Here is a 12,472-nt window from a genome sequence, read left to right on the forward strand (position 1 = left end):
TTTCTCCCCCATCTTCCTCACTTCCCAGTCCGCAGTCCCCAGTCCCTAATCCCCAGTCCCCTAATATGCAAACTGACTCTAACAGTCCCGACGATCTTGCATCTGCTAATAACGAGCCTAATCCAGGAAAGTTTTTAATTCCGCGATCGCAGCGACAAAGGTTCTTTATTCAGTTTACCTTAATGACCTTGATTGGATGGGTTGTGGGTGGCGTTGCTAGTATCGCCTTAGAGAGAATTATTCTCCAAAGCTCATCTAGTATTTCTCTCCAGCCACAAACATGGAGTATTTTAGTTAGAAGTCTCAGCAACGTTGTATTTGCCGTGATTTTCGCTGCTGACCAAGCCCTTGTCGTTTACCGATATTTACCGGGTTTGCAGTGGATATTTGCGACTAGCGTCGGTTGGCTGATTGCCAACGGTGTTTCTACAGCCTGGATTAACTATATTTCATCTATAGCCTCATCGTTAAATGAAACTTTATCTCCTGAACAAACTTTTATTTTTGGGTTTCTATCTGCGATCGCATATATAATTTCTGGTATTTGGCTAGGGCTTTGCCAATGGCTGGTACTGAGGCGATATACACCAGGCATTTGGTGGTGGAATTTTTTACCCTCAATCTCTTTCTTGTTAATCACTATTTTGGTTTGGTTACTTTTTATTGTGCAAAATTTGATTCCAGAAACCTATCGTACTCCCATATTATATTGGAGTGGGCAAGGACTTACAGCAGTTATTCTCGGAGCCATACCAGCAATTGGCTTATGTACATTAAAAAGAAATTTACATTACAAAACTGGAATTACTGGATAACCAAATAATTTGTGATGTTCCCAATAATTGGCAAAATCGTCAGAATTTTAAGTCTTTTCAAGGTTTTTTTAGACTCTCTCACAAACTGGTTCTGGACAGCTTATGCTGTCAGGGTTTAAAATCGGTGGTTCTCCTTCTATGAGGAGAAAAAACTGATTGAAAACAAACTGTTTTCGTTTTTTGCGCCCTATAAAAATCATGTCTCTTTTTATCAGGGAAAATAATTGATTGGGAACCCTAAATAATGCCACTACTTACAAACATTCGCTGGCGTTCTATTCTTTCACTGGCTATTGTTCTCCTTATTGGACTTTTATACAGCCACTATCGCTATTCTACTTGGTGGTTGAACCAAGAGGTAGGAGGGATTTTTTATGAAATATTTTGGTGCTTGTTCGCCTTTCTATTTATGACCACTCGCCGAGCAGTTTGGCAAATCCCTTTATGGGTATTGGTAATTACTTGCTTGTTGGAGTTTATGCAATTGTGGCATCCACCATTTCTAAATTGGGTACGTTCATTTTGGTGGGGAAAAATGTTAATTGGTACTGTCTTCACTTGGACAGATTTCCCCTATTATTTTATTGGGAGTGGGTTAGGATGGCTGTGGTTGCGGCTGATAGTTCGGGGAGCAAAGCTAAAATAATTTAGTCTGATTACGATTTTTTATTCCCAAATGGTTTCTAAACGCTCCTGTGCTTTTTTGAGTGCTTTTTCGGCAGACTCTCCTAGCAATGTCGCCTCAATAGCATGACCAAGACTGTCAGAAAGACGACTATATCCAGCAATAATCGGTCGAGGATGTGCTAGAAAAACCTGTTCCATAAATACTTTTAATACAGGTTTTTGGCTGATGAATTGCTGAAAATTTTTACTTTGAGCAGCTTTGATATTAATTGGCAAAAAACCCGTCCCGATACTCCATTCTTTTTGGAATTCTTCACTCAAAACATACTCCAAAAACTTGAGTGCTGCTTGCTCTCTTGCTGGTGTTGTTTTCATCACATACAAAATTCCCGTACCTGTCACCGTAGCACGCCCAACACTTGCAGGGATAGGAAACACGTCATAATCAACGTTAGACTTCATGATGTAAGTCCAAGGCCCTGTAATTTGCATAGCAACCCGGCCTGAAAGAAAAGCGTCCTCTTCATAACCACGTTCTGGAGCCGAAAGGGTTGCTGAACCATCTTTCATTAAATCTTGCCAGAATTTTAAAGCACTAATAGCTCCCTGATTCGTCAAGTTCGGACGGTTATTTGTCACTACCTCACCCCCAGCACTTAATAAAAAGGGGAACCAACTAAAAACAGTCCATTCTCCCTTTCCTAAAGGTAGTAATATTCCATACTGTTCGGGTCGATGGTCGCCATTGCGGTCAATAGTTAAATTTTTAGCAACTAACCTTAATTCTTCCCAAGTCTTAGGCGTTTCTGTGATTCCCGCAGCTTGGAAAAGTTTCGGGCGATAAAAAATGCCAATATTGCTGGTGTACAGGGGAACTGACCAAATGTGACCGTCTAATCTAGATTCTTCAAGTAGGTTAGGGATAATTTCTGACTTCAAGGGCAATTTTTCTAGCCAATCTTCTAAAGGTCGAATTGCCCCTAATTCTACAAACTGACCTGTACTTTGCGGGCTGAATGACAGAATATCTGGAGGCGCATTACCCACAACTGCCGTTAACACTTTCGGCAGTCCTTCTGCGTAGATAGATTCTACCTGGATATCAGCATGAGTGTGATTAAATTTATCTACCAGTTTCTGAAAAACATCTCGATTGGCAGGAGGATTAATTGATTGCCATAGTGTCAAATGAATGACTTTATCGTTATTTTGTATTTGACCTTGACAACTAGATAAAAATATGACGAGGCATCCACTCAGCAGAATTCTTAGAAGTAAAAACTGCCAAGCAGAACTAAGGAAATAGCAAAAAAAATTTCTGATTTGGGATGGGCGAATATTAATGTTCATACCAAAGAGTTAGCTAGGCTAAGTAACATTTGCTGAAAAAGCTTTACTGACACTAGTTTCGGCTCTGGTATAAAGATAAGTTTGTGGTTCTGTTATTTGTTGAGTCCTGAAGATTTTTTCTGCCCGTTCCCACAGGTCTGTATCCTCTCCATAAGCCATGTGCTTAAATCCCTGCAATTCAAAAAATACGTGTCTCTTCCCTAAAAAAGTTGGGCCCAAAACGCATTCTCGAAGATTAATTTTTTTATCAGGTTGATAATAATCAGCTACCCAAATTTCCTCTTCGGTGGCAAACCCGCCTTGAATCAAATCAACTTCTGGATGGAGTTTCATATATTCAATGCGTGACTCCAGATGATTTGATTGATAAGCGTCATCGCTGTCGAGAAATGTGATATATCTGCCAAATGATGCCTGAATTCCAGCGTTTTTAGCGTAACATTGTTTTTTATTTTGATGTTTCAAATACCTAATATTATTGAATTTTTGCACATAAGTATTGACAACTTCAAAAGTATTGTCTTGGCTACCATCATCAACAATTATGAGTTCCCAATCTTTGAAAGTTTGATTTATAACACTATTAATTCCATTATCTAGATATTTATCTCTATTGTAAGTACATATAACAATTGATATTTCTGGAATTAAGTCAAAAATTACACTAGACATAATTAATTATAGTTACTTTTATGTAAAAAGTTATACTTTAGTTTGTTGATTTTCAAGCATGAACAACTACCCATAAATAGTAAATACAAGCTGAGAATAATTTTCCAAAGTCATAGCTGCAAAGCTAAAGCTCTATTTTAGTAGAATAACATCGTTTGCATAGTATCATAATGAAGTTTGATCTAGTTTAGACAAAAGTGCTTGTGGTAACATTAGTTACCTTGTCTTTTTTAGGCAGCTATATGCAAAATTCATTGAGCTTAAAGCAACATCTACAAGAATTTTTCCATTTAAGAGTGAGAAGTGCTGGTGGTGTAGTTAGCCCAGAAATATACCAGAAATATAATTTATGGAGCTTGTAGATTATAATGACTCATTTCGGTACTATCTGCCCTACTGCAACTGGACACCTCAACACAATGACAGCTTTAGGGCGTGAACTATTAAAGCGTGGTCATCGCGTCACAGTTTTGGGGATGCCTGATGCTGAATCTAATGCCAAGGCTGCTGGTTTAGAATTTCGCTCTATATCTGCTTTTGAATATCCTACGGGATCAATGGCAAAATTACATGAGCGGTTAGGAGAACTCAATGGGTTAGCAGCATTGCATTACACTATCAATTTATCTCTAAAAACAACAGCTTTATTTCTGCAAGATGCGCCACTAATTATCAAAGAAGCTGGTATTGAAGCGCTAATATTTGATGAATGTATATTTGGAGGCAGCACTTTAGCAGACTTTCTTCACATCCCATTTGTTACAGTTTGTTCTGCATTAGTAAACGGTTTTGAAGATTCGATTCCTCCATTCTTCACAACCTGGAAATATAACCCACACTCTTGGGCGCAGCTACGTAACCGTGCTGGTTATGCTGTCCTGATGGCCTTCTCGAAATCCATCCGGGATATAATCTCCCAATATCGCCGTCAGTGGAATTTGCCTCCTTGCTCTAATATCAATGACTATTACTCTCTTTCCAAGTTAGCGATTATTAGTCAACAACCCATAGAGTTTGAATACCCAAGACGCGAATTGTCTAATTTACTTCACTTTACAGGCCCTCACTCAGACTCTTCAGGCAGGAAACCAGTGGATTTTCCTTTTGATAAGTTGAATGGTCAACCCCTAATTTATGCTTCATTGGGGACATTACAAAATCGGCTACAGCATATTTTCTATCACATTGCTGAGGCTTGTGTTGATTTAGATGCCCAACTGGTCATTTCTCTTGGTGGTGGACTTGAACCCGATGCACTACCCAACCTGCTGGGAGAACCTTTGGTCGTCAAATATGCGCCACAGCTAGAATTGCTGCAAAAAGCTAGCCTGACTATTAGTCATGGTGGAGTGAATACTGTGTTGGAATCACTATCTAATGGTGTACCTTCAGTTGCTATTCCCATAGCTAATGACCATCCAGGAGTAGCAACACGTATTGCTTGGACTGGTGTAGGTGAATTTATTCCATTATCACGTTTGAGTACTACTACGTTACGTAAGGTGATTCAAAAAGTACTGACGCAAGAATCTTACAAACAAAATGCCCTCAAGTTAAAAACTGCAATTGGCCAAGCAGGAGGAGTTCCCCGTGCCGTTGATATTATTGAGGAGGCAATATCCACAAATAAGCCTGTAATTAATAGGATGGCATCAGATCAGAAAACTAAGATTTTCAACAAAAATAAATAGAAATTATTAACTTCTAGTAATTTTTTCAAAAAATGTGTTGAAGTTGGCAGGGATAATTAAACTTAAAATAAAATCCTAGTTCGTAGCGATCGATTCATCACTCAAAACAAGGATCGTTAGGACTTTAGTCCTGACTAAAAACTTTAATTTATTTATGGTTAATTATTTCTTTCTGTGCCTTAACCATGCAGTAACTGCTATAAAACGATTCTCTGAATTATTAATTGCAAGTTTTAAGAAAATTTGGTAAGTTTTTACAATATCAACTTATGGATGAAAATAGAGCGATTTTATGACTAAAATATCAGTGCCACCTTTCTTAAGTGGTTATTGGACAGATTCATTTAACTTAAAGCAGCATCTACAAGGATTTTTAAATTTAGATGCAGAAACGCTAAATTTAAAGCTAGACGCAGGCGCACAACAGATGGCTAAGTTGGGCCACAAAGATTTTGATTGGGAACAAGCAACAGCTTTTTATCGTGATAAGGTAGGAGAGTTTTACTTATTTGATTTAGGAGCGTGGCATCTTGCAAGTTATGACTATATTGAAAATACGTTGTTATTGATTGTGGATCGCGCTCAAGGTCGGGTTTTAGATTTTGGTGGTGGGATTGGAACTCATACAATTGCTGCTGCTCTTTGCCCTAAAGTTGAGCAAGTATTCTACTGTGATATTAATCCTATTAGTCGTGATTTTGTTAGTTATCGAGCTGAACAGTTAGGACTGAATAATAAGATTACTTTTTGTGATGAAATACCTCATGAAGAGAGTTTTGATACAATCATTTGCTTTGATGTTTTAGAACATTTGCCAGACCCCAGTCAGCAAATTCTACAGTTCCATAAATTGATGGAACCTGAAGGTAAAGTGATTCTTAACTGGTGTTTCTTTAAAGGTGTTAATCAAGAGCATCCCTTTCACATAGACGATCCTGAAGTAGTAGACACCTTCTTTAAAACAATTCAAAGCAACTTTTTGGAAATTTTTCATCCTTACAATATGACAGCTCGTTGCTACCGGAAATGGAGTTAGATGAATTTGTGTCTCTGTGTTTATTGGTTAATAGCTAATATTCCCGCATCCCCATCTAAAGTTGCTTCTACACCCACTGGCAAAGCTGCATTGGGACTATCATGGCCAAAAGGTAAGTCGGAGACAATCGGAATACCCAAATCACCCAAGCGATCGCGCAATACTTCTTCTACACTAAAGCTAGGCACAGTTGGCGGCGCTTCACAGCGAGTAAAACCGCCTAAAGCAATACCGCAGACTTGAGACAAAACACCGCTCAAACGCCACTGTGTCAGCATCCTGTCAATGCGATAGGGTGCTTCCGTGACATCCTCCAACGCCAGAATTACACCATCGAGATTTGGTAATATTGGTGTAGCTAAAAGGTTAGTAGCCACCGTGAGATTACCTGGTAATAAAGTACCAGTTACTACGCCGCCACCCCATCCGCAACCTTTGAGAGGCGCGAGAGGACGACCTTCTACCGAATCGAATAATCGCTCAATTGACCAATCTGGCTCATCTGCTAAAGTCACCATTACGGGAGCATGAACGCCGGAAATTCCTGCTATGTAAAGGCTCCACAATAAAGCTGTGATATCAGAAAAGCCAATCAACCACTTGGGAAGGGCTGAGTTTTGTTGCCAATTCCAATCTTCTAAAATGCGGGTGCTGCCAAAACCGCCTCTGGCACAAAGAATACCGCGACAATTAGGATCTTGCCATGCTACTGCTAATTGCTGACGGCGAATTTCATCCGTTCCAGCTAGATAACCCCATTTGTCATCTATCTGTGGACTGATTTCTAATCGATAACCACGCGATCGCCAAATTTCTAGACTCTGTTCAAATACCTCAAATTCTCGCAAAGCACCACTAGGGGCAATTACTCGTATTAAGTCTCCAGGTTTTAAGGGCGGTGGTAAGATTTTGGATGGCATGAAAAAAATTAGGGGTTCAGAACTCCGATAAAATTTTCTTGAAATCTTTTTTTAAAGCGATCGCTACAGTGGTTTTATTTTAGGTTCGTTTTGTATCTAACTGTGGATTTTCCTTAGCTGGATTTTGCGGTACAAGATAAATACCTCCAGAGATTAAAGTTAGGGCGACAGAAATCCAAAAGGCAATTATAGAGGGAGTTTGCCAAACTTCCGCTAGAGGCGCAATCAAAAGTGCGATCGCGACTATTTGACTAACAGTTTTGAGTTTACCCCAAATATTCGCCCCGGTAATCGTCGTTTGATTCACCCGCCAACCAGCGATCGCTAATTCTCGCGCTAAAATCAAAAACACTCCCCAAGCTGGGATTTTTCCTAGTTCAATAAAAACTAGCAACGGCGCAAGCACCAAAAGTTTATCCACTAAGGGATCGAGAAATTTACCCAACTCACTAATTTGGTTGAGTTTCCGCGCCAAATAGCCGTCTAACCAATCAGTTAATGCAGCAACGAGAAAAATTGCCAAACATATCCACTGAGCTTGAGGTGTGGGATTATATAAACCATAAAGCAGAAATGGTATTCCCAATAGGCGAGAGAAGGTAATCCAGTTGGGTAGAGTCATAATAATTCGTAATTCGTAATTCGTAATTCGTAATTCACAAATCAAACTTCAAGATTAACAAGTGTAAAGCAACAAGTAGCCAAGCAAATATGCAAAATCTATGCAGATTAGTGTATCTGAGTGTGGCTGCGTGGGAAAATCTGTTTTCTGTAGCTCTCTTAAAACAATACTATGACTGAACACACAGACAACCAATTCCGCATCGAACGCGATTCGATGGGCGATCGCCAAATTGCTAGTAGCGTTTATTACGGCATTCAAACGCTGCGGGCAATTGAAAACTTTCCTATTAGCGGCATTAAGCCTTTAGCTACTTACGTAGATGCTGGATTGATAATTAAAAAAGCTACGGCAATTGTGAATGGAGAACTGAATTGCATTCCCCAAGATATTAGTCAGGCGATTGTCCAAGCAACTGATGAAATCCTAGCTGGGAAGTTCCGGGATCAGTTTGTTGTGGATGTTTATCAGGCGGGTGCTGGAACATCTCATCACATGAATATCAATGAAGTTCTGGCAAATCGCGCCTTAGAAATTCTGGGTGAAGAAAAGGGTAATTACAAACGTGTTAGTCCTAACGATCGCGTTAATTATGGGCAGTCTACCAATGATGTGATTCCTACCGCCATTCGGATTGGTGGATTATTGGCATTATCCAAGACATTGCACCCAGCAATAGATAGTGCGATCGCATCCTTAGAAAACAAAGCTGTAGAATTTCAAGATATCGTCAAATCTGGCAGAACCCACTTACAAGATGCAGTACCAGTGCGTTTGGGTGAAAACTTTCGGGCTTGGGCGCACATTCTTGGAGAACACCAAAACCGGATTTACACCGCCTCTGGTGATTTGATGGTGCTGGGTTTGGGAGGTAGTGCAGCCGGAACGGGATTAAATACTCATCCTTTATATCGCGCGCGTGTGGTAGAAGTTCTTTCAGAATTGATTGATATACCTTTAGAACCTGCACCCCATCTGATGGCAGCGATGCAGAGTATGGCCCCATTTGTGAATGTTTCCGGCGCTTTACGTAACTTAGCGCAGGATTTAGTCAAAATATCTCACGATTTGCGGTTAATGGATTCGGGGCCAAAAACTGGTTTGAAAGAAATACAACTTCCCCCAGTGCAACCCGGTTCATCAATTATGCCAGGGAAATATAATCCAGTCATGGCAGAGATGACATCAATGGTGTGTTTTCAAGTGATGGGTTACGATAGTGCGATCGCATTAGCCGCACAAGCCGGACAATTAGAATTAAATGTGATGATGCCACTAATTGCCTATAACTTGATTCACAGTATCGAAATTCTCGGTAATACCATCGCCGCACTCACCGAACGCTGCATCGAGGGAATTACTGCAAATCAAGAACGTTGTTTAGCTTATGCCGAAGGTAGTTTAGCTTTAGTAACCGCACTAAATACCCACATTGGTTATTTAAATGCTGCTGCTGTAGCAAAAGAATCTTTAGAAACTGGTAAATCCCTGCGCCAGATTGTCTTAGAACGCGGGTTGATGAGTGAAACAGACTTAGCCACAGTCTTAAATCTAGAACAAATGAGTGGTATCTTACCGCTCAAAACAGAATAATAGTTATGGGGAATTGGGCATGGTTGTTCTCCTTGTCCCCATTCCTCAATCCCCAGTCCCCAATTCCCAAAATCTATGCAGACTCAAAACCCATCTGTTAGTCTCATTCGGGCTACATCTTACGAACGAGAGGTTTTAAGAGAATCCTTGGTCCTTCTCCTGGAACCTTTTGGAGGAATAGCAGCATTTGTGAAAAAAGGCGATCGCGTTTTACTCAAACCCAATCTACTTACAGGGTCGCGTCCTGGTAAAGAGTGCATCACCCGTGCCGAACTAGTTTACGAAGTTGCCCAGATGGTAATTGAAGTTGGCGGTAAGCCATTTTTGGGTGATAGTCCTGCTTTTGGAAGTGCCAAGGGTGTAGCAATTGCAAACGGCTATCTGCCTATTTTAGAAGAACTCAATCTTCCCATCATCGATTTTCACGGTCAACGTTACCAAACCGTCAGTGATAATTTTAACCATTTGCGACTGTCTAAAGAAGCAATGGAAGCAGACGTAGTGATTAACCTACCTAAAGTTAAATCCCATGCCCAGTTGACATTAACACTGGGCGTAAAAAACTTGTTTGGTTGCGTCCCTGGTAAAATGAAAGCTTGGTGGCACATGGAAGCTGGAAAAGATGCCAATAGATTTGGTGAAATGTTAGTAGAAACTGCTAGAGCTATTAACCCTAACTTAACCATATTAGATGGCATCATCGGTCATGAAGGAAATGGCCCGAGTAATGGTGAACCTCGCCAACTCGATATTTTAGCAGCCGCATCAGATATATTTGCATTAGATCGGGCAATGGTAGAAATCCTCAATGTTCCTCCTGAACAAGTACCTACAGTTGCAGCTTCCCAAAGGCTAGGAGTTTGTCCAGAACTTGCTGCTATCGAGTTTCCACATTTAAATCCCGACTTATTAAAAATAGAAGATTGGCGGCTACCAGACAAGTTAATCCCCATCGATTTTGGTATGCCCCGCGTAATTAAGTCTACCTTTAAGCATCTTTACACCCGATTTATCAAAGAACCAATTAGTGTTTACGGAAGGAATTAGGACTGGGAACTGGGAAGACAAGGAAGATAAGAGGAATAACCCATACCCAATCCCCAATTTAGTGCAAACTTCGTTACAGCAATCTTATTTATTAGCATAGTAATCTGTAATTACCCTCCGATTGCTTAACCAGACCGCCCTATTATATTAGTGGCGGTTTTTTTGGCTGATTAATTTATTATGCAATTTCTCGTCTTAAATTTTGATTTATCCAAAAAGTTATAAGGATTTAGCATCTGGAAATTAGACCAGAGTTAGGCAATAACCCGCTACATATCTATACGAACTTCTAAAATATTTTTGACTCTACCTATATGTAGATTGACAAAAATGCTGTAATATTACACAGATTTGAAAGTTGAAATTATTAAATATTTGTTTAGTGGTATCACTGAATCCACGCTGCCCAACACAGTTGATGTATCTGTATTTATTCGGTAGTTATCATTGGTTACAAAAATAATTCCTACTCATTTCTTCTTTTGTGTCAAATATTTGTGTGTATAACTACCAGATAACAATCAAAAGCATTAGTAGATATTCAGTGCTTTTGCGGTTTTGTGTCCTGTATCACAAATTAGCAATTCCAGTAAAATAACCTTATCAAAGGCATTTTAGGATGTTATAATCATGAAGTATCAGACAAATATGTTTTGCTAATTAATCTTTAAGCAGCGAAAAAATGTAATTTATGATGCTGTCAAAGTTGGCTTTGCGTATGCGAACCATTACACCATACAGGGAAACATCTGAAAATATTAATTACAAAATAAAACATGATTTGTTTAGTTGTAACTTTGTATTAAGAACTCCATGTATCAAAAGGCTATTATGACAGTTGTATAACTGGTTTAGATTGTAGGATGCTACACATTCTACAGTTTAAAAATAGCTAACATAGCATTTAAGACTCTCAATTAGAGAGTAGACCTACACCTACACAGTGTTACGAATAACTTCAATTTTGTATGAATTCAAATAGCCAGTCTGCCAATTCTCCCGACACATATTCCCAACGTTTGGCAGACATTGTGGGAACTGCGATCGCTCTGTTGACCCTCACCCTACCTGTATTTGTTATCGCTCACTATTCTTCAACTAATGTTCAAAATAACCAGCAACCCCCGATCCACAACATCAAAGCAAGTCAAGATTGATAAAGCTTGCTAATAGCATCTCACCAGCAGGAGAGCTACAAAAAAGGAGAAAACTGATTTTGATAGAACCTCTGGAGATGTTGATGTAGTTAATCGAGAATAACCTGAATTTGCATTGTGTAACTCCAGGTTTCAGTTGTCTTGATAGAGTAGGGGCACAAATCCCTCCAACAGCAATCAAAGACGGGAGAAAATAATACCCTCTTGGAAAAAGCGTTGCGAAGTAACTTCGCAACGCTTTTTCCATTTTTTCGTGTAATTCAAGAAAACTGTCCAGTAGGGGAGATGAAGGAGAAATAACCAGTCCCCAATCCCATAAAATGAATACCTTGGGAAGAGATCCCCATATTGCCCTAAAATTCTACACGGGGAGCGAAGCTGAATGAGTGCCCCCATGATTCACTGTTATCAGAGGACTTTTTTGTGGATTTATCTCGTATTCCTGCCCAACCGAAACCCGGTTTGATCAACGTTCTGATTGAAATTGCTGGCGGAAGTAAAAATAAATACGAATACGACAAGGAACTAGAAGCCTTTGCTCTAGACCGAGTACTTTATTCATCGGTACAATACCCTTATGACTACGGCTTTGTACCCAATACTTTGGCTGAAGATGGCGATCCCCTCGATGGTATGGTCATAATTGATGAACCAACCTTTCCAGGCTGTGTTATTGCTGCCCGACCGATTGGCTTCTTAGAGATGATTGACGGTGGCGATCGCGATGAAAAAATCCTTTGTGTTCCTGACAAAGATCCGCGCTACACTCAGGTGAAATCCTTGAAAGACGTAGCACCACACCGCTTAGATGAAATTGCCGAATTTTTCCGTAGTTATAAAAATTTGGAAAAAAAGGTGACTGAAATTCTCGGTTGGCAAGATGTAGACAAGGTTGCAGCTTTAGTAGAAAAATCCGTAAAAGCTTATAGAGGATAATAGAGG

General features: G+C 39.8%; 12 protein-coding genes. 8 read left to right on the forward strand and 4 right to left on the reverse strand.

Annotated elements, in window-relative coordinates; genetic code table 11:
- Positions 1-65: 65 nt before the first annotated feature.
- Both CDG77_RS02805 and CDG77_RS02810 read left to right on the forward strand, forming a co-directional pair.
- Positions 66-815 carry a hypothetical protein gene (locus tag CDG77_RS02805; protein ID WP_094327960.1) on the forward strand — a complete coding sequence of 250 codons (750 nt, stop codon included), beginning with the start codon at positions 66-68 and terminating at the stop codon, positions 813-815.
- Positions 816-1,059: 244 nt separating this feature from the next.
- Entirely contained in the window at positions 1,060-1,461 is a 402-nt protein-coding gene (locus CDG77_RS02810; protein WP_094327799.1) for a ribosomal maturation YjgA family protein, read from the forward strand.
- A gap of 20 nt (positions 1,462-1,481) precedes the next feature.
- On the opposite strand, the gene CDG77_RS02815 is transcribed toward CDG77_RS02810, so the two are convergent.
- The gene (locus tag CDG77_RS02815) at positions 1,482-2,792 is read right to left on the reverse strand and encodes an ABC transporter substrate-binding protein (RefSeq protein WP_094327801.1); all 1,311 of its coding nucleotides are present in this window, start codon (positions 2,790-2,792) and stop codon (positions 1,482-1,484) included.
- 18 nt (positions 2,793-2,810) lie between these two features.
- The gene (locus CDG77_RS02820; protein WP_094327802.1) at positions 2,811-3,464 is read right to left on the reverse strand and encodes a glycosyltransferase family 2 protein; all 654 of its coding nucleotides are present in this window, start codon (positions 3,462-3,464) and stop codon (positions 2,811-2,813) included.
- 368 nt (positions 3,465-3,832) lie between these two features.
- Here CDG77_RS02820 and CDG77_RS02825 point away from each other — a divergent pair, with 368 nt between their 5' ends.
- Both CDG77_RS02825 and CDG77_RS02830 read left to right on the forward strand, forming a co-directional pair.
- On the forward strand, positions 3,833-5,155 hold the full coding sequence (locus CDG77_RS02825; RefSeq protein WP_094327804.1) for a glycosyltransferase: 1,323 nt from the start codon (positions 3,833-3,835) through the stop codon (positions 5,153-5,155).
- A 292-nt stretch (positions 5,156-5,447) separates the two neighbouring features.
- Positions 5,448-6,191, forward strand: a complete 744-nt coding sequence (locus CDG77_RS02830) for a class I SAM-dependent methyltransferase (RefSeq protein WP_094327805.1) — start codon at positions 5,448-5,450, stop codon at positions 6,189-6,191.
- A gap of 20 nt (positions 6,192-6,211) precedes the next feature.
- On the opposite strand, the gene CDG77_RS02835 is transcribed toward CDG77_RS02830, so the two are convergent.
- Complete coding sequence (locus tag CDG77_RS02835) at positions 6,212-7,111, reverse strand: S66 peptidase family protein (protein ID WP_094327807.1); 900 nt, start codon at positions 7,109-7,111, stop codon at positions 6,212-6,214.
- Between the two features lie 79 nt (positions 7,112-7,190).
- The gene (pgsA, locus tag CDG77_RS02840) at positions 7,191-7,733 is read right to left on the reverse strand and encodes a CDP-diacylglycerol--glycerol-3-phosphate 3-phosphatidyltransferase (protein WP_094327808.1); all 543 of its coding nucleotides are present in this window, start codon (positions 7,731-7,733) and stop codon (positions 7,191-7,193) included.
- 171 nt (positions 7,734-7,904) lie between these two features.
- Between pgsA and CDG77_RS02845 the strand changes: the two genes are divergently transcribed.
- The 4 genes from CDG77_RS02845 to CDG77_RS02860 all read left to right on the forward strand — a co-directional run bounded on the left by CDG77_RS02845 (position 7,905) and on the right by CDG77_RS02860 (position 12,466).
- Complete coding sequence (locus CDG77_RS02845; RefSeq protein ID WP_094327809.1) at positions 7,905-9,326, forward strand: aspartate ammonia-lyase; 1,422 nt, start codon at positions 7,905-7,907, stop codon at positions 9,324-9,326.
- Positions 9,327-9,401: 75 nt separating this feature from the next.
- Positions 9,402-10,373 (forward strand): DUF362 domain-containing protein, encoded by a 972-nt coding sequence (locus CDG77_RS02850; RefSeq protein ID WP_094327810.1) that lies wholly within the window; start codon positions 9,402-9,404, stop codon positions 10,371-10,373.
- Between the two features lie 968 nt (positions 10,374-11,341).
- Positions 11,342-11,530 (forward strand): hypothetical protein, encoded by a 189-nt coding sequence (locus tag CDG77_RS02855; RefSeq protein WP_094327812.1) that lies wholly within the window; start codon positions 11,342-11,344, stop codon positions 11,528-11,530.
- A 423-nt stretch (positions 11,531-11,953) separates the two neighbouring features.
- Positions 11,954-12,466, forward strand: a complete 513-nt coding sequence (locus CDG77_RS02860) for an inorganic diphosphatase (RefSeq protein ID WP_094327814.1) — start codon at positions 11,954-11,956, stop codon at positions 12,464-12,466.
- Positions 12,467-12,472: the final 6 nt, after the last annotated feature.

It is taken from the genome of Nostoc sp. 'Peltigera membranacea cyanobiont' 213, assembly GCF_002245975.1.
Taxonomy (GTDB): Bacteria; Cyanobacteriota; Cyanobacteriia; order Cyanobacteriales; family Nostocaceae; genus Nostoc.